Here is a 24,666-nt window from a genome sequence, read left to right as displayed (position 1 = left end):
ACGCAGTGGGGTGAGTACTCTCTGTTGCCTTCGCGCAAGGCGGGATGTCCAGGGGTGGGGGCCGGAGTCGCGTTCGGTGACGGGTGGACAATGGCCGCGTGACTGAGCACCCCAGCTACGGCGACGGGCTCGCCGTCGTGACCGTGACGTACTTCCCCGGCGAGACCCTCGAGAAGTTCCTCGACACGCTCGAGAAGGCGACGGACCGGGACGTCCAGGTCGTCATCGCCGACAACGCCTCGACGGACGGCGCGCCGGAGAAGGCCGCCCGCCGCGAGAACGTCAAGCTGCTCAGCATCGGCGAGAACGTCGGTTACGGCACGGCCGCCAACCGCGGCGTCGCGGAACTGGACGACAGCTACGGCTGGGTCGTCGTGGTGAACCCGGACCTCGAATGGGAGCCCGGTTCGCTCGACGCGCTGCTGGAGGTCGCCGAGCGCTGGCCGCGCGGTGGCGCGTTCGGTCCGCTCATCCACGATCTCGACGGCACCGTCTACCCGTCGGCCCGGCTGCTGCCGTCGTTCGGCCGCGGGATCGGGCACGCGGTGTTCGGCAAGATCTGGCCGGGCAACCCGTGGACGCGCCAGTACCGCCAGGAGACCGGCACCCCGGTCGAGCGCACGGCGGGCTGGCTTTCGGGGTCCTGCCAGCTGTTCCGCCGCGAGGCCTTCGACTCGGTCGACGGCTTCGACACGCGCTACTTCATGTACTTCGAGGACGTCGACCTCGGCGAACGGCTGTCGCGCGCGGGCTGGCTGAATGTGTACGCGCCTTCGTCCAGCGTCATGCACATCGGCGGGCACTCGACTTCGCAGGCTTCGGAGAAGATGCTGCGCGCGCACCACGACAGTGCGTACCGCTACCTCGCCGACCGTCACCGCGGTCTCCTGTGGAAGCCGGTCATGCTCGCGGTGAAGGCCGGACTCGCGTTGCGGCTCAAGCTCGAGACGCGCAAGAAGTAGCCGTTCCGGCCACCGGAACTCGCGCGACCCGGCGCCCGGCCGTCGTTACCGTCGGTGCATGGACTTCGCCGAACTGGACACCTGGCTGACCGGCCGCGCCGCCGAGGACCGCTTCTCCGGGGTCGTGCTGATCCGGCGCGGCGACGAGACGCTGTTCGAGCGCGGCTACGGCCTGGCCAGCCGCCGCTGGTCGGTGCCGAACGCGCCGGACGTCCGGTACGACACGGCGTCGGTCACCAAGGTCCTCACCGCGATCGCCGCGCTGCGCCTTGCCGACGAGGGACGGCTGGACCTCGACCGCCCGATCGGCGAGATCATCGACCTCACCGGCACGGCGATCGCGCTCGGGGCGACGACGCGGCAGCTGCTCACGCATACGTCCGGGATCGCCGACGACGCCGACGAGGAAGCGGGCGAAAGCTACGAGGCGCTGTGGGTCGACAAGCCGGTGTACTCGGTCGTGGACACACGCGATCACCTGCCCAATTTCGCTTACCGGGCCCCGAATTTCGCGCCCGGTACGGGCTGCCGGTATTGCAACTCGGGGTACGTCCTCGCCGGGCTGGTGATCGAGGAGATCACCGGGAGGCCGTATCGCGATCACGTCCGGGAAGCCGTGCTCGACCGCGCGGGGATGACCGCCTCGGGTTTCTTCGACCGGCGTGATCCGCGGCCGAGGGTCGCCGAGGGCTGGGACCCGATCCTCGACGGCGAGCGGATCACCGGCTGGAAGCAGAACATCTTCAGCTATCCGCCGATCGGTTCACCCGATGGGGGTGCGTACTGCACGGTCGGTGATCTCGTCCTGTTACTGCGCGCGATCCGGGAGGAACGGCTCCTGTCGCCGGAGCGCACGAAGGAGTTCCTCACGCCGCAAGTACTGCACAGCAGTGGCGTCTGGTACGGCTTCGGCCTCGAATTCGTCCTGGAGCCGGACGGCTCGGTCTGGAGCTACTACAAGGACGGCGGGAACGTCGGGGTCTGCTCACTCGCGCGGCACTATCCGGGCAAGGGGCTGGATGTCGCGCTGCTGTCCAACGCCACCTACGGCGGGGGTGCGGCGATCAAGGAGATCGACCGGGTGATCCTTTCATAGCACGCGCGAGGGGGCTAGATGCCGTCCAGCCGCCGCGAAAGGTTCGACCGCCCCGAAGGGTTCTGCTTGACCGTCGGCACCAGGCCGCCGATCTCGTTCTCGGCCGTCTCCTGTTCCTGCTCCGGCCGCTCGACCAGCGGGCTCTGCACCGGGGCGGCGGGCGGCCTGCGGGTGAGCGGGGTCGTCGCCTGGGGCATCGGCCGCGTCGGCTGGGCGCCGGGCTGCCGGGGATACGGCTGCGGCCGCGTCACCGGTGCCACGTCCAGCCGCGTCGTCGGCTCCGCGCCGGCCAGGTGGTGATCGTTCTCCGCGATCAGCGAGGCCGGTAGCTGAGTGGTGGTGTCCGGGTCCGACGACCGGTCGATCTCCGTGACCACCGATCGGGGGATCTGCTGAGTGTTCGCGGAGTCCATCGGCGACGTCGCGTTGTCCGGTGTCACGACGAAGGCTCCACGCGCGCTGGCACGTGCGAGCAAGGCGTCCGCCCGAGCACGGGGGTCCATCCCCTAGGCCTCCCGACTGACCTGGGGCCCTCTGGGTTCAGGGCCGACTGTGTGGTGTCCAGGGTAGGCCCTCGGAGCGGTCGCCGTCAGTAGACCCGCAAACGTCGTCCGACAAATCTCGGTGTGACGAGCGGTACCGCTCCCGGGGATCAGGCTTCCATGTCCGAAAGGATCCGGGTGCTGGAGTCCGCCTTGTCCGTGCCGCCGATCCCGTAGTGCAACGAGATGCCGTTGCGGGCGCTCGCCTCGATCTCGTCGGCGGGCACGTCGTCGACGCTGCGCCGGTCGCCGCCGTTGCAGAACTCGAGTTCCGTGTCGGGGTACGCCTGGCGGATCAGGTCGAACGACTTGTCGATGCCCGGCCCCTGCTCGACGGCGATGTACACGTCGTCGACGACCCGCAGCGCGCGGACGATCCGGGCGCGGATGTCCTCGGTTTGGATCACCCGGCCCTTCTTGAGGACCTGCTGGTGATCGTTGTTGACGATGACGATGAGGTAGCCGGACCGGGCCTGCGCGTCCTCGAACAGGTCGAGATGACCCTGGTGGAGCGGGTTGAAGTACCCGCTGACGATCGAGGCCTTCGCCGGTCGCTCGGTCATCGTCCAGTCCTCCATAGGCTTACGTTCGGGGGCATCAGCTTAGCGTCGGGAATGCCGGGCGTAACCCTAGCCGAGTGCCGGGTAGGTTCGACGCGTGCTGTTCCGCCCCGGCTACGAACTCGACCTGGACACGGTGCTGGGTCCGCTGAGCCGTGGGTCGCGCTCGCCCAACCTCGTCCGCACCGAGGGCGGGGTCACCTGGCTGGCCGCCAACACCGCCGACGGCGCGGGCACGATCGCGCTGCTGCGGCGCTCGGACGGCGAGATCGAGGCCGAGGCGTGGGGACCCGGCGCGGACAGGCTGCTCGACGGCGTACCGGCGATGCTGGGCGCGCACGACGACGACTCCGAATTCGTGGCGCACCACGACGTGATCGCGTCGGCGCGGCGGCGCAATCCGGGGCTGCGGCTCGGTTCGACCGGCCGGGTGTGGGACGCGCTGGTGCTCGCCGTGCTGGAGCAGAAGGTGACCAGCGCGGAGGCGCTGCGGTCATGGAGTGAACTGTGCCGCTGGTTCGGCGAGCAGGCACCGGGTCCGGGGCCGTCCCGGCTGCGGGTGCCGCCGACGCCCGTCGCGATCAGGTCCATTGTGGACTGGAAATGGCATCGCGCCGGGGTGGACCTGAAAAGGCGGACGACGCTGCTCAACGCCGCCCGCGTCGCGCCCCGGCTGGAAAAGGCCGTCGAGCTGAAGGGTGTCGAGGGCCGGGCCTGGCTGCGGAAGGTCTCCGGCATCGGCGTGTGGACCGCAGCGGAGATCGCGCAGCGGGCCTGGGGCGACCCGGACGCGGTGAGCTTCGGGGACTACAACATCCCGTCGATGGTCGGGCACGCGCTCGTCGGCACGAAACTCGACGACGCCGGGATGTCAGAGGTGCTGGCGCCGTATTCGCCGCAGCGGCAGCGCGCGGTGCGCTACCTGGCGACGGCCGGGTTCCGTCGTCCCCGGTTCGGTCCGAAGATCGAACTCCGCGACTACCGCGCCATGTGACCGGGTCGCTCTAGTTTCCCCAGCCCTGCGGCGGATAGGGCTGCTGCTGGCTCGGGTACTGCGGCGGCTGCTGCGGATACTGGTGGTGGGGCAGGGCGGGCGGCCGCGGTTTGCTGTTCGACTTCACCAGGAAGAAGATTCCGACCCCGACCCCGGCCAGGACCAGGAAGCCGACCACCAGTACCAAAAGGAAGACCATGCCGAGAGACTAACGGCCGGCTCCGGATTCAGCCGAGCGCGGCGTCGACGATCGCCTTGGCCTCGGCGCGGTCGAGCCCCAGCTTCCTGGTCAGCGCCGCGTAGTCGGCCGCCGCCTGCCTGGCCCGCTCGCGGGTCTCGTCGCCGACGGCGCTGACGAACGTCCCCGCCCGGCCGCGGGTCTCGATCAGGCCCGCTTCTTCGAGTTCCCGGTAGGCCTTGGCGACCGTGTTCGGGGCGATGCCGAGGTCTTCGGCCAGTTTCCGCACGGTCGGGAGTTTCGCCCCGACGGGCAGCGTGCCGTCATTGATCCGTGCCGCGTAGGCGGTGCGGACCTGTTCGAACGGCGGGACCGAGGAATTCGGGTCGACCCTGACCATGCGGTTTCTCCCTGCTGGAATGCCGTGAAGGCCTCCTTGAGGGACCCAGGGTCCCTCAAGGAGGCCTTCACGGACAGTCGGGGCTACTGGCGGGGCGGGACCACCTGGGTGGCGTCACCCGCGCCGCCGGATACGACCTGCGTCCGGTCGCCGTCGGCCGGGGAGACGACCTGGGTCCGGTCGGCGTTCGCGGGCGAGACGACCTGGGTGCGATCGGCGCCGGCGTCCGCCTGCTGCTGCGGGGAGACGACCTGCGTGCGGTCGGCGCTGCCGTCGATCGGCGGCCCGGCCTGCGGAGGCGGGGGCGGGAAACCGGGCTGGGACATCGGCGGCTGGGGCATCGGCGGCTGAGCCATACCGGGCGCACCGAACGGACTGGGTGCCGGAGCACCGGGCGGCGGCGGGAAACCTGCCGGAGCCGGCGCCGGCGGTGGCGGGAAGCCGGGCGCCTGGCCGTAACCGGGCTGAGGCGGCGGGAAACCGGGCTGCTGCTGCCAGTTGCCCTGCGGCGCCGGACCACCCGCGGGCGGAGGCGGCGGCGGGAAACCCGGAGCCGGGCCGCCACCGCCGAAGTTCGGGTTCTGCGGGAAGGTCATCGGCGGTTTCTTCGCCTGGTTGACCTTCACGATGATCACCACGATCACGATGATGATAATGATGATCGCCAGGACCAGCAGGACCCAGCCGGCGCCGTCGCCGTCACCGCTGCTGTGTACCCGGACCCGATCCAGGTATGGCGTCAGCGTCGTCAGCATCATTCCCCCTTACGTCAGCCGACACCCTAACGGCCGGACGGCGCGGGGAGGGCGGCTTCCACCAGTTCGGCGAGATCTTCCGACCCTTTCGGCAGGGAATTCACCGGCCACCAGCGAAGATCGTCCGATTCGTCGCTTTGTACGGGCTGGGCGCCCCGGGGTGCGCGCACGGTGAAACGCACGTCGAAATGCCGGGTCGGCACGCCAAGGGAACAGGTGATCGGGTGGACGTCGAGATGTACCGGGGCCGGATCGATGACTAGGTCCGGAATGCCCGATTCCTCCCGCGCCTCCCGCAAAGCCGCGTCCGCGAGGGTCGCGTCACCCGGTTCGCAATGCCCGCCGAGCTGGAGCCAGCGGCCGACTCGCGGATGCAGGGTGAGCAGGACGTTTTCCGCGTCGGCGTCCAGAAGTACGGCCGAAGCGGTGATGTGCCCGGCCGCGCATTCGCGACGGCAGACGTCGTCCCGGGCGGCGAGGAAGCCCAAATAGGCCTGTCGCAGGGATTCCTGGGCCGCGTCCACGGGGCGCCAACTGGACAAAGTGGACACGACGTCTTCATGCAGGGTCACAGCTCGAGAAGTCCTTCACCGGGTTCGCCCGCGCCACGGGCGGGCGGCAGGGCGGCGGGATGTCCGATCGCGACCGCGCCGAGCGGTTCCCAGCGCGCGTCCAGGCCGAGGACCTCGCGGACGACGTCCGCGGCGAAGATGGTCGACCCGATCCAGCACGAGCCGAGGTCTTCGGCGGCGAGCGCGACCAGCAGGCCCTGCACCGCCGCACCGCCGGCGACGGTGAACATCGTGTGCTCACAGGCGTTCCGCCGGTCGTCACGGTAGGTGTGGGCGCCCTCGGCGACGAGGAACGGCACCACGACCTCGGGCGCGTTGTACAGGATGTCGCCGCGGCTGAGGCGTTTCGCGACCTGCTCCGGAGTGAAGCCGTCCCCTTCGAGATCGGCCTGCCACGACGCCTTCATCGCGTCGAGAAGCTTGCGCCGCAAGCCTTCCTCGCGCAGCCACACGAACCGCACCGGCTTCGTGTGGTGCGGGGCGGGCGCGGTCAGCGCCGTCGCCACGGCGCGGCGCAGCACCTCGGGATCGACCGGTTCGCCGGTGAACGACCGGATCGACCGGCGGGCGAGCACGGCTTCCCGGCGGCCCTGCGCGATCGCTTCGTTGGTGCCGAGGCGGAACAGGTCCTCTTCGATCGGCCGGATCAGCGCGCGGGCGGTGGATCCGTCGTCGGTCAGCTGGAGGCCGCGCACGACGGCGACCGGTGTCCCGCCGAGTTTGCCCTTGACCAGATCCGCCGCGGCGGCCAGTTCGTCGGCGATCGCCACCTCGGTGACCGCGAGTTCGTTGCCCTGGCCGTCGATCTCGCCCGCGTACGAATGCAGCACCCGCAGGCCGGACGCGCCGATCGCGGCGTCGGTCTGGCCGATCCGCCACGCGCGGCCCATGGTGTCGGTGACCACGACCGCGACCTCGACACCCAGCCGCTCGCGCAGCCCGTTCCGCAGCGCGAGCGCGGACGCGTCCGGATCGGACGGCAGCAAAGCGACCTCACCGGAGGCCACGTTCGACGCGTCCACGCCGGACGCCGCCTGCACGATGCCGAGTTTGTTCTCGGTGATCACCGTCCGGTTGATCCGCGCGATCACGCGGACGGACTCCTCCTCGACGAGCCGGCGCCGGGCGGCGTCACGCTCTTCGGGGTCGGCCGGGACGCGGATCAGCATGCCCTCGGTCTTGGAGACGATCTTGCTGGTGACGACCAGGACGTCGCCCGAGCGCAGCCACGGGGCCGCCGAGACGATCGCCCCGGTGAGGTCGTCGCCGGGGCGGAACTCCGGCAGCCCTTCGACCGGCAGGATCTCGATCTTCGCCGAAGCGTGGTCAGTCAACGGAAACTCCAGCCAGATCGAAAGCCGCGCGCACCATCGCCTCGGTGGCGTCCACATCGGACATCAGCAGGGGGACGTCGCGCACGGCGACCCCCGGTACGTCGACGGTTTCGCCCTCGGCGACCAGCCAGCCGTCGAGCACGCCTTCCGAAGACTCCTTGCGGGAGCCGTAATGCCGTCCCACGGCTTCCGCGGACGTCTCCACGCCGATCGCGGTCAGGCAGGCGTCGGCCATGCCGCGCAACGCCTTGCCGCCGATGATCGGCGAGACGCCGACGACCTTGGCGCGCGTCTTCCGCAGCGCGTCGCGCACGCCGGGGACGCCGAGGACGGTGCCCACGGACACGACCGGGTTCGACGGCGCGAACAGCACGATGTCGGCACCCGCGATCGCGTCCAGCACGCCGGGCGCGGGTTTGGCCTCCTCGGCACCGACCGCGATGATCGAATGCGCCTTCGGCTCGGCGCGGTAGCGCACCCACCACTCCTGGAAGTGGATCGCCTTGCGCTGCTCCTGGTTCTCGGGATCGTCGATCACGACATGCGTCTCGACGCGGTCGTCCGACATCGGCAGCAGGCGCACGCCCGGCTGCCAGCGGTCGCACAGCGCCTCGGTGACCTGCGAGAGCGGATATCCCGCGCGCAGCATCCGCGAACGGATGAGGTGCGTCGCGATGTCCTTGTCGCCCAACCCGAACCAGGTCGGTTCGGCGCCGTATTCGGCGAGTTCCTCCTTGACCGTCCAGGTCTCCCCGGAGTGGCCCCACCCGCGCTCTTCGTCGATCCCCCCGCCGAGGGTGTACATGCAGGTGTCCAGGTCCGGGCAGATGCGCAGACCGTGCATCCACACGTCGTCCCCGGTGTTCACCAGCGCGGTCACCTCATGCGGCGATTCCGGGGCGGAACCGACCGCGGGCAGACCCAGTGCTTGCTTGACCCCCAGCAGGAACCGGGCTCCGCCCACCCCGCCGACCAAAATGACGACCTTCACGACGGGCGATCCTCGCACGCGCCCGGAGCCGGGGCCCAGTAGCGGTACCTGTGGTGCTCCGTACAGCCCAAGTTCTCGTACAGCTTCAGCGCGCCGGAGTTGCCCAGCGCGACCTGCAGGACGACGCCGGTGGCGCCCTGGGCGGCGCCCCAGGCGCCGATCGCGTTCATCAGCCCGCTCGCCAGCCCCCGCCGCCGGAACTCCTCTCGGACCTCCAGGCGGGCGATGTGCAGCCACTCGCCGACGATCCCGCCGCGCACCGCCCCGGCCGTGCCGCCGTCGGACTCCACGACCCCGAAACCGACCTTGCCGGTGCCGAGGACGTGCCGCGGCGCCTCCGCCGGTTCGGCGCCGCCCGTCGTCAGCTCCCACCATCCGGGCGTCGGCTCGTCGAGGACCACCGCTCCCGCCGAGGTCCCGCGCGGAAGCGGCCCGGTCATCACGCGGACCTCGTGCGCGGGCCGGTGTTCCACATGGTGGACCCATCCGTGGGCGGCGATGGCGTCTTCGGTGGACGTGTTCTGGATCACCTGCACGACGGGCGGGACGCCGTGATCGTGGGCGAAGTCACAGACCGCCCGCAGGGCCTCTGGCAGCGGTTTTCCCGGGTCACCGATCGCCAGGGCGCTGTTGGCGCGGGCGGTGAACCCGTCCGCCCAGCGCAGCCGCCAGTCGCCGATCCGGTCCTCAAGCAGGGGTGGCCAGGCCTGACTACAGGTGAGCTCGAGCAATTCCGCGCTGTTCACGGTTAGATTGTGCCAAGGAAGGCAGTGGAGGGACCCCGATGAGCATCGCGCGCAAGGACGACCGGCACAACGAAGACCTGGTCCGCGAGATCTCAGACGGCTTCAACCGGGCGTTGGGCGCGGAAAAGGCCGTCGAGGACGCGGAGGTGGCGAAGCCCGCCGCGCCGAAATTCGTCATCACTGGGGACAGCAGGGCCACTCCGCCGCCTCGCCGGAAGGACCGCTGAAAGCCCATACCCGGAGTACGGATAAGGGTGGCCTAAGCGGGCCGGTGGCGCCCGTGGGCGCGTAATGTCCGTTGCAGACTGGTGAAGCAGAGATAAAGCAGGAGTGCGCAGTGACCTACGTGATCGCCGAGCCCTGCGTCGACGTGCTCGACAAGGCGTGTATCGACGAGTGCCCCGTGGATTGCATCTACGAGGGTGACCGCATGCTGTACATCCACCCGGACGAATGCGTCGACTGCGGTGCCTGCGAGCCGGTCTGCCCCGTCGAGGCGATCTACTACGAGGACGACGTCCCCGACGAGTGGAACGACTACACCAAGGCCAACGTCGACTTCTTCGACGAACTCGGTTCGCCCGGTGGCGCCTCCAAGGTCGGCAAGACCAGTCACGACCCCGCCTTCATCAAGGCTCTTCCCCCGCAGGGCGAATGAGCCGGGTCGCTCTTCCCGATTTTCCCTGGGACTCCCTCGCCGAAGCCAAGGCGAAGGCCCAGGCACACCCCGGCGGCATCGTCGACCTGTCGATCGGCACGCCGGTGGACCCGGTCCCCGAGAGCGTCCGCACGGCACTCGCGTCCGTGTCGGACATCCCGGGCTACCCGACCACGCACGGGATCCCCGAGCTGAGGGCCGCCGCGGTCGCCGCGCTTTCGCGGCGGCACGGCGTCGAAGGCGTTCCCGAGGCGGCCGTGCTGCCGACGATCGGTTCGAAGGAACTGGTCGCCTCGCTGCCGCGGCAGCTGGGCTTCGGCCCCGGTGATCTCGTCGTCATCCCCGAGGTGGCGTACCCGACCTACGAGGTCGGCGTGCTGCTGGCGGGTGCTTCCCTGCTGCGCGCCGACAGCACGATCGCGCTCGGCCCGCAGCGGCCGTCGATGCTGTGGCTGAACTCGCCCTCGAACCCGACCGGGCGCGTGCTCGGGGTCGACCATCTCCGCAAGGTCGTCGACTGGGCGCGGGAACGCGGCGTCGTCGTGGTCTCCGACGAGTGTTATCTGGCGCTGGGCTGGGAAAGTGAGCCCGTGTCGATCCTGCACCCGTCGGTGCACGGCGGCTCCCTCGACGGCCTGCTGGCCGTCCACTCGCTGTCGAAGTCCGCGAACCTCGCCAGCTACCGCGCCGGGTTCGTCACCGGCGACCCGAAGCTCGTCGCCGGGCTGCTGGAGATCCGCAAGCATTCCGGGCTGATCGTCCCGCGTCCGGTGCAGGAGGCCATGGTCGCCGCGCTGAAGGACGACGAAGCGCTTGCCGGGCAACGGGAACGCTACGCGCGACGGCGGCTGGTGCTGCGGAAGGCGTTGCTGGACAGCGGTTTCGAGATCTCGCACTCCGAGGCGGGGCTGTATCTCTGGTCCACGCGCGGGGAGTCCGCGCTCGACACGGTCGACTGGCTCGCCGAGCGCGGGATCCTCGCCGCGCCGGGCACCTTCTACGGGCCGACGGGTGGACAGCACGTCCGGATCGCCCTGACGGCGACGGACGAGCGGATCGACGCGGCCGCGGAACGCCTCGCCTCCTGAGTTTGACTCGGTTCACGCCCCCTGTAGCGCGCTATGAAAGGTCCTTTCCTTGCAAATTTTGCAAGGAAAGGACCTTTCATAGCGCGCGGGGGTGACAGGGGAGCTCAGGTGACGTCGCGACCTGTGAAGCCCCGGTAGATGAACCGCGTCAGCGCCTCGACGGCCTCCTCTTCGGAGACCGAGGTCGGGTCGAGCAGCCACGTGTGCGCGAAGCCGTTGACCAGCTCCGCCATCATCGCGAGCGTGAGGCGTTCCGACGCGGGCAGTTCCATGCCTGCCTCGGTGATGTACCCGAGGTGGCCGATGATGTCGGCCGCCTGATCGGCGCCGAACTTCGCGAAGGTGTGCGCGAACTCGTCGCTGACCATCGCGGCCTGGCGCAGCGCGAGCATCGTCGCGGCGTTGTCGCGGTGGAAGTTCCAGTACTCGCGGACGTGCCAGCGCACGGCGTCCGGGTCGGTGAAGTCGGCCTTGTGCTCCGGCGAGGTCGCGTTGACGTCGCTCGCCGCCGCGAGGTCCGCGAGTAGCGCTTCGAGCAGCTCTTCCTTGCTCGCGAAGTGGTTGTAGAACGATCCCGCCGCGCGACCGGCTTCCGCCGTGATGTCGGTGATCTTGGTGTTCAGGTATCCCTTCGCCGCGAAAACGCGCTTCGCCGCGTCCTTGAGCGCGGCCTCGGTCTCCGCCGCCTTCTCCTTGCGGCTCGTCACCGTCATCGGCACCTCCTTGACACGGAAGGCTAGCAACGGTCATAGTGAATCTAGATTCACTGAATTCTAATTCACTGGAGGAGAGATGACCGAAGTCCTGATCGCGGGAGCCGGGCCGACCGGGCTCACGCTGGCCATCGACCTCGCGCGCCGCGGCGTCGGAGTGCGGATCGTGGAGAAGGCTGAAACGTTCTTCGAGGGCTCGCGCGGCGACGGTCTGCAGCCGCGCACGCTGGAGGTCTTCGAAGACCTCGGCGTCCTGGACGCGGTGCTGGCCGCCGGGCAGCCGCCCGTGGCGATGAAGATCCATCTGGGCGGCGAGGTCGTCGGCGAGCGGATGATGGCCGAACTCGCCGAGCCGACGCCGGACGTGCCTTACCCGAACGGCTGGTTCCTCGGCCAGTCCCGGACCGAGGGGATCCTCCGCGACCGGCTCGCCGAGTTCGGTGTCAAGGTGGAACTCGGGACCCCGCTGATCGGCTTCGCGCAGGACGCCGACGGCGTGACCGCCGAATTGCCGGGTGAGCGCGTCCGGGTCGATTACCTCGTCGGCGCGGACGGCGGGAAGAGTTTCGTGCGCAAGGCGCTCGGGATCGCGTTCGAAGGCACGACCGACGAATCGATCCGCATGCTGCTGGGCGACGTCCAAGCCGAAGGGCTCGATCGCGCCTACGGGCACTGGTTCGCGAAGCCCGAAGATCCGATGTCGGGGATCGTGCTCACGCCGCTGCCCGGCGTGCCGCACTTCCAGTTCGGCGCGCCGCTGGGCGAGGAAGAGGTCGAGGCGTCGCTGAGCACGCTCCAGGCCCGGCTCGACGACCTGTCCGGCGGCGGGGTCCGGCTGCACGACCTGGCGTGGTCGACGGTGTGGCGGCCCAACATCCGGCTCGCTGCGCGGTTCCGCGAAGGCCGCGTGTTCCTCGCCGGCGACGCGGCGCACGTCCACCCGCCCACCGGCGGGCAGGGGCTCAACACCGGCGTGCAGGACGCGTACAACCTGGGCTGGAAGCTCGCCGACGGGTCACGGGAGCTGCTCGACAGCTACGAGCCGGAGCGCCGTGGGGTCGCCGCGCGGGTGCTGAAGATCAGCACCGAGATCCTCGAGAAGTACCGGGAGGGCGCGGACGACGCCCACGAACGCGGCGAGAACACGCGTCAGCTCGACATCGGATACCGCGGTGGCCCGCTCGCACCCGTGTCGACCGGCCGGATCCGGCCCGGCGACCGAGCGCCGGACGCGCCGCTGGTGGACGGAATCGGCAAACCCATCCGGCTGTTCGAGCTGCTCCGCGGTCCGCAAGAGACGCTGCTGGTGTTCGGCGACGGTCCCGCTCCCGAAGGCGCGCGCCGGATCCTGCCCGCGGGCAGCGCACTGTCCGATGTGGACTTCGAGGACGTCGGCGGGCACGCCTTCGCCGCCTACGAGGCCGAGAACGGTCTTCAGGTGCTGATCCGGCCGGACGGCTACCTGCGCGCGATCACTTCGGGCTGACCGCGCGGGCGGCCTTGTCGACCTCTACCCAGACGTCGTGCCACAAGGCGCGGAGCCCGGCCCGGCGCAGCAGTTCCTTCTCCGCGATCCGGCCCGCGACGAAGGCGGCTTCGGGGTCGACAGAGGTCACGACGCCACGCATGCGATCGGCCGCGACGCAGGCGTCCTGGTGGTCCCCGAGGACGGTCTGGAGGTTCTTCGTGGCCTTGATCAGCCGCTGGATCCGCTCCGCCTGCTTCTTCTTCGCGGCGGGCTTGGCCATCTCCGCGGCGTAGCGCAGCTTCTTGCCGTAGATGCGAAGTGCGTGAAGGTCGTCGTCCGGGGGATCGGCGGGAAGCGCCTTCACGGCTTTGACGAGTTTGCGGTGCGGCTTGGCCAGCCCGGCGACGAGATCCGCCGAGGTGAGCGGCGCCTCGGAGGCGGCCTCTTCGGTGGCGGGCTGCCGGGCGAGACGGCCGATGTCCTGCAGCATCGTTGCGTACCGAGGGCTGGCGAGCGCGCGGGTGAGCCGCCGCTTCGCGACCCCGCGTTCGGTGACGAACTTCGAGACCAGACGGCGCGCGGCGGGCTGGTCGCGCACCTCGAACTCCGCGACGACCTCGCGCAGATGCCTGATCAGGACGTCGTAATCCCGGACTTCCCCGAGCGACTGGCCGAGCCAGCCGAGTTCCGCGCGCACCGGTTCGGCGTCCGGGCCGACGAGGCGGCCCGACAGCTTGAGGACGCTCCGCATGCGGCGCAGCGCGACCCGCATCTGGTGCAGATCCTCGGGGTCGGCGCCGGATTTGGTGCCCGGCTCGTGCGCGAGGAGCGCGCGGATCTCGACGTCGAGCTTGACCCGGACATGGGTGGCCGCCGGATCGTCCGGCCCGGCTTTCGCGGGGCGGTCGCCGAGGCCCAGCGCGGCAGGAGTGGTCGAAGGGACGTTCTTGCGCGGCAGGGTCTCGGCTGTCACGAAATGAATTCTAGGTGAACCGGCAAGGTGGTCCGGGCCGTGAAAGAAGCAAGGGACCTTTGCTATCGCTCTCCGGGGGAGAGTGACAGCAAAGGTCTCTTGCTCTCTCCCGCCTGAATCCCGCCCCGGCCGAGGACGTCGCGAAAGCCACTTTCGGGACATCAGACGTCGCGAAAGTGGCTTTCGCGACACCCGGGGCGAGCCGGGGAGCCAGGTGACAGCAAAGGTCCCTTGCTCTCTTTTCGCAGGTCAGTTGGCGTGCAGGGCCGCGTTCAGCTCGATGCCGACGCCGGTGCGCGCGACGACCTCGACGGCGCCGGTCCCGGAGTTCCGCCGGAACACCGCGCCCGAGATGCCGGACAGCTCCAGCGCCTTCACGACCTTGCCCTCGAAGTTCACCTTCGTGCCGGCCGTGACGTAGAGGCCCGCTTCGACGACCGAGTCGTCTCCGAGCGAGATGCCGACGCCGCCGTTCGCGCCGATCAGGCAGCGCTCGCCGATCGAGATGGTCTCCTTGCCGCCACCGGACAGCGTGCCCATGATCGACGCGCCGCCGCCGACGTCGGAGCCGTCGCCGACCACGACGCCCGCCGAGATCCGGCCCTCGACCATCGAGGCGCCGAGCGTGCCGGCGTTGAAGTTGATGAAGCCCTCGTGCATGACCGTGGTGCCGTTGGCCAGGTGCGCGCCGAGGCGGGCGCGGTCGGCGTCGGCGATGCGGACGCCGGTGGGCACGACGTAGTCCACCATCCGGGGAAACTTGTCCACGCCGTAGACGGTGACGTTGCCCCGCGCCCGCAGCCGCAGCCGGGTCGCCTCGAAGCCCTCGACGGGGCACGGCCCGTGGTTGGTCCAGACGACGTTGGCCAGCAGGCCGAAGATGCCGTCGAGGCTCGCGCCGTGCGGCTGGATCAGCCGGTGCGACAGCAGGTGAAGGCGCAGGTAGACGTCGTGCGTGTCGCCGGGGGCGTCGGCGAGGCGGGCGATGGTCGTGCGCACCGCGACGACCTCGACACCGCGGTCGGTGTCCGGACCGAGCTGGGCCGCGGCGGCCTCGCCGAGGGCCTCGGAGGCCTCTTCGGCGGTCAGCCGCACCGTGCCGGCCTTGTCGTCGGCGCTCTCGGTCAGCTTGGGCAGCGGGAACCAGGTGTCCAGCACCGTGCCGTCGGTCGTGACAGTGGCCAGTCCGACGCCGGTCGCGCCGGTGGTTTCGGGATCAGGGGTCTGCTCGCTCACGCCCTGAACGGTAACCCAGTGACCTGCCTCAACCGCCGACGAGGCTCTTCACACTGGTCAGCGCCGCCGACATGTCCACGAGCGCCTGGCCGCACGCGCCGCCGGGTGCCGGCTGGTCCTGGCAGTTCGCGGTGCGGAAGGCGGAGATCGGGCGATCGAGGACGTCGGCGCTCGCCGAAAGATCCGGCCTGCGCTTGCGGACACTGCCCGCCGCGCTGGAGAGTTCGGTGACGTACTTCTGGCAGCCCTTGGGCGATTCGGTCCCCGGTGCCAGATAGCACCGGTCGGTGGTCAGCGCCTTGAGCTTGATCGGCAGCACGTCCGGCCCGGCGCTGCGGCTGGGCTTCACCGTCACCGGGACCTCGCCCGATCCGCATCCGCTGAGCAGCAGGAGAAGGGCGACCAAGACCACTCGCATGCGCACTCCCTCACGGTAGCCCTGCCGCCCCGCCGGTACGGTGCGGGCATGCCTTCGCTCGATCTGCACGCGGACCCTGTCGACCTCACCGCCGCGCTGGTGGACATCTTCAGCGTCTCGGAGGAGGAGAAGGTCATCGCGGACGCGGTGCAAGCGGCGCTGGAGACACAGGCTCCGCACCTCGAAGTGATCCGCAACGGCGACGCCGTCCTCGCCCGCACGAACCTGGGGCGTCCGACGCGGGTGCTGATGGCGGGGCATCTCGACACCGTTCCGGTCAACGACAACCTGCCCGTGCGCCGCGAGGGGACCGGTGACGACGAGATCCTGCACGGCCTGGGCACCGTCGACATGAAGAGCGGCGACGCCGTCTTCCTCCACCTCGCCGCCGCTCTCCGGGAGCCGAAGCACGACGTCACCTTCGTGTTCTACGACTGCGAAGAGATCGAAGCGACGAAGAACGGCCTCGGCCGCATCGAGCGCGAGCTGCCCGAGTGGCTGCAGGCCGACCTCGCGATCCTCGGCGAGCCTTCGAACGGCGGCATCGAGGGCGGCTGCCAGGGCACGATGCGGATCGAGATCCGCGTCGAAGGCGCCCGGGCGCACACCGCGCGCGGCTGGATGGGCGTCAACGCGATCCACGGCCTCGCCGAACCGCTGCGCAGGCTGGCCGAGTACACGCCGCGGGTGGTCGACATCGACGGCCTGACTTACCGCGAGGGCCTGCAGGCGACCAAGATCGGCGGCGGGGTCGCGGGCAACGTCGTCCCGGACGAGGCCCTGCTCACGATCAACCACCGGTTCGCGCCCGACCGCGGTGCCGACGAGGCGGAGGCGCATCTGCGCGAGGTCTTCGAGGGCTACGACGTCAAGGTCGTCGACTTGTCGCCGGGTGCGTTGCCCGGCCTGAGCGCCCCGGCTGCCGCCGAGCTGGTCGCCGCGGCGGGTGGCAAGGCCGTCGCGAAGCTGGGCTGGACCGACGTCGCGCGCTTCGCGGCTCTCGGGATTCCGGCGGTGAACTTCGGGCCAGGCGACCCGACGCTGGCGCACACGCGTCAGGAGAACGTGCGGGCGGGGGAGATCCGGCAGGTTGCCTCGGTACTGCGCGATTTCCTCAGCGTGAGCGGCGCGTAACGCGCCCGACGTTCCCATCGTGGTCCGTGAAGGCCTCCTTGAGGGACCCTGGGTCCCTCAAGGAGGCCTTCACGGACTTCCGACGCAAGGGCCCTTTGCTCTCGCCAGGCCCTCTGGCCTGCGAAAAGAGAGCAAGGGACCTTTGCTATCGCCCCGGGAGGTCCTCTTCGGCGCCGAGCAGGAGCAGTCCTCGCCGCAGCAGGTCTGCGGCCTCTTCGGAGCGTCCCTGGTCGCGAAGCAACTCTCCCGCTTTGTCCACCGAAGCGGCCAGGACACCGCGAGCGTCGCGAAGAGCGGCGACGTCGATGGCGTGCGCGAAGCCCGCTTCGGCTGCTTCGAGGTCTCCGCGCGCCAAGGCCAGCGAGCCCTGTTGGAACGTGAGTGACGCGGAGTGCGGTGAGTCCGCCGGGATGGCTTCGGCCGCTTCGGTGAGCAGTGCGGCGGCGTCGTCGAGACGGCCGAGTTCGCGGCAGAGGTCCGCGAGCTCCAGGGTGACGGCGTGGTCGGGGGCCGCCGTCCGGGAAGCGCGAAGGTCCGCGAGGGCACCTTCGGGATCTTCGGCGCGCCGGACCAGCGCCCGCGCGTAGAGACACCGGGCCAGCACCGGCCGCAGGGCCCGTTCGTGGAGGAGGTCGTGCAGCACCGCCACGGCGGCGACGGCGTCGGTCACCCGGCCTTCGCCGAGGTAGGTCTCGGTCAGCCGGCGCTGATTCTCGGCCAGTTCGGCCAGGAACTCCTCGCCGCCGCGGGACAGCCGAAGCGCCTCGCCCGCGTGCCGCGCGGCCTGGGTGGTTTCGCCGAGGCGGAGCTGTCCTTCGGCGAGGTACGCGTGCAGCGTCAGCAGGAGCACCGGATGCGGGTGGTGCTCCCGGCTCGCGTCGAGGGCGGTCCGGAGCAGGTGCATCGCGTGGTGCGGCTCGCCCCAGCCGATCAGCACGTTCGCGCGCAGCGCGACGGCCAGCCGCCGGTACGCCGGGATGTCGTCGCCGAGCGCGGCTTCGGCGGCGGCCACCAGCCGCGGCCGGGTGTCGCCCTCGGTGTACCGCGCGAGCCACAGCCAGGCGAGCCCGGCTTGGCGGTGGCGGCCGAGGCGCTCCGCCCGCCGTGCCAGGCGCCGCAGCTTCGGCGCCGAGCCGCGTCCGGTGAGGAAGTCCGACGCGGCCGCCGCGATGTCCAGATCGAGCCGGACGTCGTCGCGGGGCGAGGTCACGCCGAGCAGTTCGCCGGTGTCCACCCCGAGCCGCGCGGCGAAGTGGCGCAACGCGTCGCCGGACGGGGTCCGCGCGCCGGTCTCGACGGAGGAAACGTACGCGGCGGTGTAATGCGGCTCGGCGAGTTCGCGCTGGGTGAGGCCGCGTTCGGCGCGCAGCCGCCGCAGTCGTCCGCCGACCTCCTCGCCCATGCCCCAGAACGATACGGCCGAACGCGCCGAAAGGTTGCGCGCGCGGTCCCACAACTTCTCGCGGCCCCGGTACGTATCTCCCAGTGTGACCGAAGACCTCCTGGGGGACCGATGAGCGCGCGCAGGGCCTTGGCCGTGCTCGTATGCGCTCTCGCGGTGGCCGGCTGTGAAGCTCATTCGATCGCTCCTCCCGCGGTGACGCCGGTACCGGTCGTCACCCCCTCGACCACGCCCTCGACGCCGCCGAGCACGTCCTCGTCGGCACCGAAGCCCGTGCTGGCGCCGCCGTCCGCCACGATCACGTTCCCGCGGGCGGGGTCCGGTCAGTGGCGGTTCCCGACCGGCGAAGGCCCGGTGGCCGGGCAGTCCGGGAGGCTGCTGCGTTACCGCGTCGCCGTCGAAGGTGACATCGTCGGCGTGAACCCGGACGCTTTCGCCGCGGCGGTCGAGTCCACTTTGGGCGATCCACGCGGCTGGACCGGCGGCGGTCGATGGCGATTGCAGCGTGTCGGCCCGGACGGTCCGTACGACTTCACGATCTACCTCGCCACGCCGACGACCCGGGACGTGCTGTGCGGCAGGCCCGACGGCTACACCTCGTGCCGCAACGGGAACAGCGTCGTGCTCAACGTCGCCCGCTGGGCGGACGGCGTCCCCGGTCACGGCGCGCCGTTGGCGGTCTATCGGCAGTACATGGTCACGCACGAGGTCGGGCACCGGCTCGGGCGCGGCCACGAGACCTGCCCCGTGCCGGGCGCGCTCGCGCCGGTGATGCAGCAGCAGACGCTGGGCCTGCACGGCTGTACGCCGAATCCTTGGCCCTACCCGGACGGGTCTCAGTATTCGGGGCCGTCAGGGGAATACGACGATCCGATCCCCCGTGGCGACTCGTGAGTGGTAATGACGGTTCTAACCGTCATTACCACTCACGAGGCGAGCCGCTGACACGCGCCTTTCAGCGGCCCTGCAGTGCCTTCACGTTCTGCCCGAACGTCCAGTTCCGTGAGCCGTCCCAGTTGATCGACCAGGTCATCAGGCCCTTGAGCGACGGAATACTGCGCCACGCCTGGGAAACCAGGCTGGGCGACATGTAGCCGCCACCGGCACCGGGCTGCGCGGGCAGGCCGGGGGCCTGCTTGTCGTAGGGCACGCGGATCGTCTGCCCCTGGATCACCAGGCCCTTGTCGAGGCAGTTCGTCTGCGCGACGAAACCCTGAACCGTCCCGGCCTGATAAGAATCGCCCGAGCAGCCGTACATGCTTCCGTTGTAGTACTGCATGTTCAGCCACCACAGTCTGCCGTTGTCCGCGTACTTCTTGATGATCGGCAGGTACGCGCCCCAGATCGAGCCGTAGACGACGCTGCCGCCCGTGACGTACGCGGTCTCGGGTGCCATGGTGAGCCCGAAATTCGGCGGCATCGCGGCGAGGACGCCGTCGATGATGCGGATGAGGTTCTTCTGCGACGTGGAAAGCGTGGAGATGTTCCCGCTGCCGGTGAGGCCGGTTTCGATGTCGATGTCGATCCCGTCGAAGTTGTACTTCTTCAGGATCGGCACGATGGTCGCGACGAATTTGTCCGCCACGGTGGCCGAGTTCAGGTCGATACCCGCGGTGGCGCCGCCGATGGACATCAGGATCGTCGCGCCCGCGTCCTTGGCGGCGCACATTTCGGCCGGGGTCGCGACCTTCACAGTCGCGTCCATCCCATCCTCCCATTTTGCCGTTCCGTCGGACAGGATGACCGGAAAGGCCGCGTTGATCACGTTGTACCCGTTGGCCTTGATGCGGGCGTCGGTGATCGGGATCCAGCCCAGCGGCGGATGGACGCCGTTCGAAGCGCCGTCCCAGTTCTCCCAATAGCCCTGCAGGACCTTGCCCGCGGGCTTCGATTTGACCGCGCAGACGTCGGCGTCCACCGAGGCCTGTGCCGAGGGCAGGACGACGAGTGTGGTGACGGCGAGTACCGCCGCGCCGGTGATTGCGAGCAGCCGTGAGACGCGACCGAACATACCCAGCTCCCATCTCGAAAGCGGTTTGAACGAACAGGAAGCGGCCGTTCGGCTCAACATAGGTCGCCGTGCATGAGTGGCGCTACCGACGATCGGGTGGTCTAGACCAGATACGGAAAAGTTGTCCGCGAATCGCCCTTCACGCACGAAGGCCATCTCACGAGGCCGGGTGTCCTCGTGAGATGGCCTTCGCCATTCGGATGGTCAGACGGTGATGGTCCAGCTGTCGAGCGTGCCGGTGTCCTGGGCGTACGCGTCGTAGAGCACGAGCGTCCAAGTGCCGGAAGCGGCCTCGTTGGTCACGTTCACCGAGTAGTTCCGGGTACCGAGGTCGGTGCACGGAAGGGAACCGGTGGGCTTGACCGAGTACGTGCTCCCGTCAGGCGCCTTCAGGCTGATCCGCAGGTCCTCGGAGCAGGTGTGCGTCCCGGTGATCGAAACCTTCACCGGCGACGTCGCCGTGCCCGTCGCGGTCGAGGTGATCGGGCTGTTGACCGTGGCGTAGTCGTTCAGCGCGTAGTCGGTGCCGTTGGTGAACGTGCGCACGCCGCCGGTGCCGACGGTCAGCGTGTACTGCGCCGTGCGGTCCACCGAGACGCCGTCACCGGTCACCGTGATCGTGCTGGTGCCGTTGGGTGTGCTCGCCGACGTCGCGATGGTGAGCGTCGAGGATCCGCCCGATTGGACCGACGCCGGGTTGAACGTCGCGGTCGCCCCGGCGGGAAGACCACTGGCGCTCAGCGAAACCGCTTGCGCCGAACCGGAAGTCGTCGTGGTGTTGACCGTGACGGTCGCCGACTGCCCCGCTTCGACGGTGCCCGAGGTCGGCGAAAGCCCCAGCGAGAAGTCGTTGCCCGTCGGTGCGCCGACAGCGAGCTTCCAGAGCGCGTAGGCGATCGCGTCGCTGTTCTTCTCCACCGGGGTGTCCGGGATGTTCGACAGCGTGTCGCAGGCACGGTGGTAGCAGCTGTCGAACGGTCTTCCGGCGGTGCCACCCCATTTCTGTTGCTGCGCGGCGCTCTTCGTGTACCCGGCACCGGTCGCGAGTCCGCCGACCGGGATGCCCGCGCTCTTGAACGACGCGTGGTCCGAACGGCCGTCGCCCTCGGTGTCGCCTTCGGTCTGAATGCCGATCGAGGTGAAGTACTCGTCGAACACGGCCTTGACCGAAGCCACGTCGTCGTAGACGAAGTAGCCCCAGTTGTCGGAGCCGATCATGTCGAAGTTCAGGTAGGTCTTGATCTTCGTGCGCTCGGTCGAGGGCAGGTTGCTGACGTAGTACTTGGACCCGCGCAGGCCGGACTCCTCGTCGGCCCACCAGCCGAAGCGGACCCGCTTGGCCAGCGTCGGGTTCTCGCGGGCCAGCGTCAGCGCGACTTCGAGGATCGACGCCGATCCCGAACCGTTGTCGTTGATCCCGGGGCCCGCGCTCACGCTGTCGAGGTGCGCGCCGAGCATGATGACCTGGTTCGGGTCACCCTGCGGCCATTCCGCGATCACGTTCTGGCTCGAACCCGCGCAGGTCGTGCAGGTCTGCAGGGTCACGTTGTATCCGGCGGCGCGCAGCTTCTGCTCCACATAGGACACAGAGGCCGGATAGCCTGGCCGTCCGGAGGCGCGGTTCCCGCCGTTCTGGTTGGCGATCGTCTGCAGTGCGCTCAGATGTGCCTTGATGTTGGCGAGGGAGATGTCCGGTGCGGCGGTGCTGGTCGCGGCCGTGACCGCTTGCGCGGGCGCCGTGACGACACCCAGTACGGCGGCCATGCCGACGACGGCCGCTCCTATTCGCTTTCCCCACTTCATGCCGGGGTTTCCTTCCGGTAGTGGTCCGTGAAGGCCACCTTGAGGGACTCAGGGTCCCTCAAGGTGGCCTTCACGGATTGTTGGTGCGGAGGAGCTAGAGGGTGATGGTCCAGCTGTCGAGCGTGCCGGTGTCCTGGGCGTAGGCGTCGTAGATCACGAGCGTCCAGGTGCCGGCGGCGACCTCGTTGGTCACGTTCACCGAGTAGTTCCGGGTACCGAGGTCGGTGCACGGAAGGGAACCGGTCGGCTTCACCGAATACGTGCTGCCGTCGGGGGCCTTCAGGCTGATGCGAAGGTCCTCGGAGCAGGTGTGCGTCCCGGTGAGGGAGACCTTCACCGGCGACACGGCGTTGCCCGTCGCGGTCGAGGTGATCGGGCTGTTGACCGTGGCGTAGTCGTTCAACGCGTAGTCGGTGCCGTTGGTGTAGGTCCGTTCGCCGCCGCCGGTGCCGACGGTCAGCGTGTACTGCGCGGTGTGCGTGCCGCTGGCCGCCGTGCCGGTCACCGTGATCGTGCTGGTGCCGTTGGGCGTGCTCGCCGACGTCGCGATGGTGAGCGTCGAGGACGCGCCGGACTGGACCGACGCCGGGTTGAACGTCGCGGTCGCCCCGGCGGGAAGACCACTGGCGCTCAGCGAAACCGACTGCGCCGCACCGTTGACGGTCGCGGTGTTCACCGTGACGGTCGCCGACTGTCCAGGCTGGACGGTGCCGGAGGTGGGGCTGACACCGACCGAGAAGTCGTTGCCCTGCGGGGTGCACGAGGTCGGCTCACCGGACGCCGCGGTGACGCTGATCGCTTCCCACGCCGCCTTGGTGGTGTTGAACTCGGTGCAGGAACCCGGGTACAGCGCGAGCGCCGCTTCCAGGGTCGCCTTGCGGGCGGCCTTGTGGTTCCAGCTGGAGGTCTTCTTCAGAAGGCCGTTGTAGAAGATCTTCGCGGCCTTCTGGATGCCGAGACCGGTGATCGAGGTGTTGTTGCAGGTCGGGCTGGCGGGCTTGCCCACCGGCGCGGTCCCCTCGGCCAGCAGGTAGAACCAGTGGTTCTGCGGGCCCGCGGCCGCGTGCACCTCGGTGTTCGGGATGGACGACGAGTAGCAGTTGGGGTTCCCGGAGATCTTGCTCGGCTGGTACATGTAGCGGATCGGGCCCTGGCCGACCAGGTTCACGCCCTCGCCGACCTCGTAGTCCGGGGTGTCCTTGGCGTTGTTGGCGTAGTGCTCGGTGATGGCGCCGAAGATGTCACCGGTGGACTCGTTCAGCCCGCCGTTCTCGTTGCCGCTGCCCGCGCCGCCCGGCGTGGTCTGGAAGATGGCGTGGCCGTACTCGTGCGCGACGACGTCCATCGAGGTGGCCTGGCGCTGGTTGTCCTGCGAGTGGCCGAAGGTGGTCGAGGAACCGTCCCAGTAGGCGTTGACCTGGTTGAGGCCGACAGAGGCGGGGAAGCCGCCGCCGCTGCCGTTGATGCCGTTACGGCCGAGCCACTCGCCGAGCATCTTCCACTCGGTCTGCACGCCGAAAAGCGTGTCGACGCAAGCGGTTTCGAGGTTGGTGCCGGAACCGTTGCCCCAGTTGTCGTCGGGGCCGCTGTACACCGCGCCGTTCTGCGGCTTGCAGCTGATGTTGGTGCGCTGCGGGTCGCGCATGCTGTAGGTGCCGCCGGAGTTCGTCGTGTCGATGGTGACGTTGCCGACGTAGTAGCTGTTGCCCGCGCCCAGGGTGCTGACGTCGTTCGACGTGCCCTGCGCGTGGGTCGGGATGTTGGACTGCTTGACGTCGTCACGGGTCTCGAGAACGGCGCCGGTGACGCCGTCCACGAACACGTGCAGGTTGCTCGGCGCGGTCGCCTTGGTGCCGGCGACGACGACTTCGTAGGCGAGCTTGGGAGAGTTCCCCGCCAGCACGACGAGCTTCGGCGCGGTCACCTTGTCCACTGTGGACAGCTGGCCGCGGGCGACCTCGGTCGCCTTCGCCGCGGTGATCTTGGCCTTGGTGTCGACCGAGATCGTCGCGGTCTCCGCGGAGCTGGTGCCGCGGACGCGCCCGGCGCCGTCGGCGACCACCACCGCGTCCCCGCCGACCACCGGCAGGCCACGGTAGGTTCGTTCGTAAGCGGCGTAGAAGAGTCCTCCGCCACCCTGGGTCAGTCCGACGCGGCGGAAGCCCTCCTGGGCGCCCTTGCGCAACTGGTCTACACCAGCCGCGGCGGCCTGGTCGGCCGCGCTCGCGGCCACGGCGTCGGGGCTCGCGGGCTGGATGGTGGCGGTGGTCGCGTTCGCCGGGATCGCCGGGAACGTCATGCTCAGGGCGAGGCCGGCGATGGCCGCCAACCCTGTTCTGAGCCCTCGCTGAACGGTCATGGGAACCTTCCATGGGCAGGACCGTGCCCCCGTACGGCCAGCGGCGCGGCGGGGAATCGACCGGAGTGGGGAGCACGGCGGGGGACGGGGAGCGTGTCCGCCGAAGATAACTGGAGTTATCCCGATGGACACGTCCGAGTAAAGGAGCCGGTCACCGGAGGCGTCAATGGGCCGGATGGCCTAGCAAGACGGGTGAAGATCATTTCACGGGGAATAAAATCCCTGTGTAGTAAGGATTTTCCCGCCAGGTGCGATATATGGCGACTTTCGTAT

General features: G+C 69.5%; 26 protein-coding genes. 9 read left to right on the top strand and 17 right to left on the bottom strand.

Annotated features, from left to right (window positions below):
* Window positions 1-98: 98 nt before the first annotated feature.
* Window positions 99-962, top strand: a complete 864-nt coding sequence (locus tag SD37_RS36190; RefSeq protein WP_174567881.1) for a glycosyltransferase family 2 protein — start codon at window positions 99-101, stop codon at window positions 960-962.
* A gap of 58 nt (window positions 963-1,020) precedes the next feature.
* Window positions 1,021-2,058, top strand: a complete 1,038-nt coding sequence (locus tag SD37_RS36185) for a serine hydrolase domain-containing protein (RefSeq protein WP_044854583.1) — start codon at window positions 1,021-1,023, stop codon at window positions 2,056-2,058.
* A 14-nt stretch (window positions 2,059-2,072) separates the two neighbouring features.
* On the opposite strand, the gene SD37_RS36180 is transcribed toward SD37_RS36185, so the two are convergent.
* Both SD37_RS36180 and SD37_RS36175 read right to left on the bottom strand, forming a co-directional pair.
* Window positions 2,073-2,561, bottom strand: a complete 489-nt coding sequence (locus SD37_RS36180; RefSeq protein ID WP_044854584.1) for a hypothetical protein — start codon at window positions 2,559-2,561, stop codon at window positions 2,073-2,075.
* 149 nt (window positions 2,562-2,710) lie between these two features.
* Window positions 2,711-3,163, bottom strand: coding sequence for an adenylyltransferase/cytidyltransferase family protein (locus SD37_RS36175; RefSeq protein ID WP_044854766.1), 453 nt, complete (start codon window positions 3,161-3,163; stop codon window positions 2,711-2,713).
* A 94-nt stretch (window positions 3,164-3,257) separates the two neighbouring features.
* On the opposite strand from SD37_RS36175, the gene SD37_RS36170 reads away from it, so the two are divergent.
* Window positions 3,258-4,154, top strand: coding sequence for a DNA-3-methyladenine glycosylase family protein (locus SD37_RS36170; protein ID WP_044854585.1), 897 nt, complete (start codon window positions 3,258-3,260; stop codon window positions 4,152-4,154).
* Window positions 4,155-4,164: 10 nt separating this feature from the next.
* Here SD37_RS36170 and SD37_RS36165 read toward each other — a convergent pair whose 3' ends face one another.
* The 7 genes from SD37_RS36165 to SD37_RS36135 form a co-directional block, all read right to left on the bottom strand.
* A complete protein-coding gene (locus tag SD37_RS36165; RefSeq protein WP_037316151.1) occupies window positions 4,165-4,353 on the bottom strand; it encodes a hypothetical protein in 189 nt (62 codons plus the stop codon).
* 28 nt (window positions 4,354-4,381) lie between these two features.
* Window positions 4,382-4,732 carry a GntR family transcriptional regulator gene (locus SD37_RS36160; protein WP_044854586.1) on the bottom strand — a complete coding sequence of 117 codons (351 nt, stop codon included), beginning with the start codon at window positions 4,730-4,732 and terminating at the stop codon, window positions 4,382-4,384.
* An 83-nt stretch (window positions 4,733-4,815) separates the two neighbouring features.
* The gene (locus tag SD37_RS44170) at window positions 4,816-5,487 is read right to left on the bottom strand and encodes a hypothetical protein (protein WP_145926814.1); all 672 of its coding nucleotides are present in this window, start codon (window positions 5,485-5,487) and stop codon (window positions 4,816-4,818) included.
* Window positions 5,488-5,513: 26 nt separating this feature from the next.
* Window positions 5,514-6,059 (bottom strand): NUDIX hydrolase, encoded by a 546-nt coding sequence (locus SD37_RS36150; RefSeq protein ID WP_044854588.1) that lies wholly within the window; start codon window positions 6,057-6,059, stop codon window positions 5,514-5,516.
* Complete coding sequence (locus SD37_RS36145) at window positions 6,056-7,393, bottom strand: coenzyme F420-0:L-glutamate ligase (protein ID WP_044854589.1); 1,338 nt, start codon at window positions 7,391-7,393, stop codon at window positions 6,056-6,058. Before SD37_RS36145 ends, SD37_RS36150 begins: the two co-directional genes overlap by 4 nt.
* Window positions 7,386-8,384: a 2-phospho-L-lactate transferase gene (gene cofD, locus SD37_RS36140; protein ID WP_044854590.1), complete on the bottom strand. Its 999-nt coding sequence runs from the start codon at window positions 8,382-8,384 to the stop codon at window positions 7,386-7,388. The genes SD37_RS36145 and cofD overlap by 8 nt, the downstream gene beginning before the upstream one ends.
* Window positions 8,381-9,115 carry a GNAT family N-acetyltransferase gene (locus SD37_RS36135; protein WP_083255178.1) on the bottom strand — a complete coding sequence of 245 codons (735 nt, stop codon included), beginning with the start codon at window positions 9,113-9,115 and terminating at the stop codon, window positions 8,381-8,383. The genes cofD and SD37_RS36135 overlap by 4 nt, the downstream gene beginning before the upstream one ends.
* Before the next feature lie 53 nt (window positions 9,116-9,168).
* Here SD37_RS36135 and SD37_RS36130 point away from each other — a divergent pair, with 53 nt between their 5' ends.
* The 3 genes from SD37_RS36130 to dapC all read left to right on the top strand — a co-directional run bounded on the left by SD37_RS36130 (window position 9,169) and on the right by dapC (window position 10,876).
* On the top strand, window positions 9,169-9,357 hold the full coding sequence (locus tag SD37_RS36130; RefSeq protein WP_044854592.1) for a hypothetical protein: 189 nt from the start codon (window positions 9,169-9,171) through the stop codon (window positions 9,355-9,357).
* Window positions 9,358-9,467: 110 nt separating this feature from the next.
* Window positions 9,468-9,788: a ferredoxin gene (fdxA, locus tag SD37_RS36125; protein ID WP_016331413.1), complete on the top strand. Its 321-nt coding sequence runs from the start codon at window positions 9,468-9,470 to the stop codon at window positions 9,786-9,788.
* A complete protein-coding gene (dapC, locus tag SD37_RS36120) occupies window positions 9,785-10,876 on the top strand; it encodes a succinyldiaminopimelate transaminase (protein ID WP_044854593.1) in 1,092 nt (363 codons plus the stop codon). Before fdxA ends, dapC begins: the two co-directional genes overlap by 4 nt.
* A gap of 104 nt (window positions 10,877-10,980) precedes the next feature.
* Here the strand turns inward: dapC and SD37_RS36115 are convergent, their stop codons facing one another.
* Window positions 10,981-11,589 carry a TetR/AcrR family transcriptional regulator gene (locus tag SD37_RS36115; RefSeq protein ID WP_044854594.1) on the bottom strand — a complete coding sequence of 203 codons (609 nt, stop codon included), beginning with the start codon at window positions 11,587-11,589 and terminating at the stop codon, window positions 10,981-10,983.
* A gap of 79 nt (window positions 11,590-11,668) precedes the next feature.
* On the opposite strand from SD37_RS36115, the gene SD37_RS36110 reads away from it, so the two are divergent.
* Window positions 11,669-13,075 (top strand): FAD-dependent monooxygenase, encoded by a 1,407-nt coding sequence (locus SD37_RS36110; RefSeq protein ID WP_044854595.1) that lies wholly within the window; start codon window positions 11,669-11,671, stop codon window positions 13,073-13,075.
* Here the strand turns inward: SD37_RS36110 and SD37_RS36105 are convergent.
* From SD37_RS36105 to SD37_RS36095, 3 genes are all read right to left on the bottom strand, one after another.
* A complete protein-coding gene (locus tag SD37_RS36105; RefSeq protein ID WP_044854596.1) occupies window positions 13,062-14,030 on the bottom strand; it encodes a CHAD domain-containing protein in 969 nt (322 codons plus the stop codon). The genes SD37_RS36110 and SD37_RS36105 overlap by 14 nt on opposite strands.
* 249 nt (window positions 14,031-14,279) lie before the next feature.
* A complete protein-coding gene (gene dapD / locus SD37_RS36100; protein ID WP_044854597.1) occupies window positions 14,280-15,266 on the bottom strand; it encodes a 2,3,4,5-tetrahydropyridine-2,6-dicarboxylate N-succinyltransferase in 987 nt (328 codons plus the stop codon).
* 28 nt (window positions 15,267-15,294) lie between these two features.
* Window positions 15,295-15,684, bottom strand: coding sequence for a hypothetical protein (locus SD37_RS36095; protein WP_236725200.1), 390 nt, complete (start codon window positions 15,682-15,684; stop codon window positions 15,295-15,297).
* Between the two features lie 48 nt (window positions 15,685-15,732).
* On the opposite strand from SD37_RS36095, the gene dapE reads away from it, so the two are divergent.
* Window positions 15,733-16,818 carry a succinyl-diaminopimelate desuccinylase gene (gene dapE, locus SD37_RS36090; protein ID WP_044854599.1) on the top strand — a complete coding sequence of 362 codons (1,086 nt, stop codon included), beginning with the start codon at window positions 15,733-15,735 and terminating at the stop codon, window positions 16,816-16,818.
* Between the two features lie 145 nt (window positions 16,819-16,963).
* Here dapE and SD37_RS36085 read toward each other — a convergent pair whose 3' ends face one another.
* Window positions 16,964-18,220, bottom strand: coding sequence for a helix-turn-helix domain-containing protein (locus SD37_RS36085; protein ID WP_044854767.1), 1,257 nt, complete (start codon window positions 18,218-18,220; stop codon window positions 16,964-16,966).
* Between the two features lie 111 nt (window positions 18,221-18,331).
* Here SD37_RS36085 and SD37_RS36080 point away from each other — a divergent pair, with 111 nt between their 5' ends.
* The gene (locus SD37_RS36080) at window positions 18,332-19,114 is read left to right on the top strand and encodes a DUF3152 domain-containing protein (protein ID WP_044854600.1); all 783 of its coding nucleotides are present in this window, start codon (window positions 18,332-18,334) and stop codon (window positions 19,112-19,114) included.
* Between the two features lie 61 nt (window positions 19,115-19,175).
* Here SD37_RS36080 and SD37_RS36075 read toward each other — a convergent pair whose 3' ends face one another.
* The 3 genes from SD37_RS36075 to SD37_RS36065 all read right to left on the bottom strand — a co-directional run bounded on the left by SD37_RS36075 (window position 19,176) and on the right by SD37_RS36065 (window position 24,393).
* Window positions 19,176-20,231: a chitinase gene (locus SD37_RS36075; protein ID WP_044854601.1), complete on the bottom strand. Its 1,056-nt coding sequence runs from the start codon at window positions 20,229-20,231 to the stop codon at window positions 19,176-19,178.
* A gap of 204 nt (window positions 20,232-20,435) precedes the next feature.
* Window positions 20,436-22,034 (bottom strand): M28 family peptidase, encoded by a 1,599-nt coding sequence (locus tag SD37_RS36070; protein ID WP_044854602.1) that lies wholly within the window; start codon window positions 22,032-22,034, stop codon window positions 20,436-20,438.
* 94 nt (window positions 22,035-22,128) lie between these two features.
* Complete coding sequence (locus SD37_RS36065) at window positions 22,129-24,393, bottom strand: M4 family metallopeptidase (RefSeq protein WP_145926812.1); 2,265 nt, start codon at window positions 24,391-24,393, stop codon at window positions 22,129-22,131.
* Between the last annotated feature and the right edge of the window lie 273 nt (window positions 24,394-24,666).

The organism is Amycolatopsis orientalis, assembly GCF_000943515.2.
Lineage (GTDB): Bacteria > Actinomycetota > Actinomycetes > Mycobacteriales > Pseudonocardiaceae > Amycolatopsis > Amycolatopsis orientalis.
Note: the sequence above shows the minus strand (reverse complement) of the source record. Positions and strands in the feature narration are given on the sequence as shown.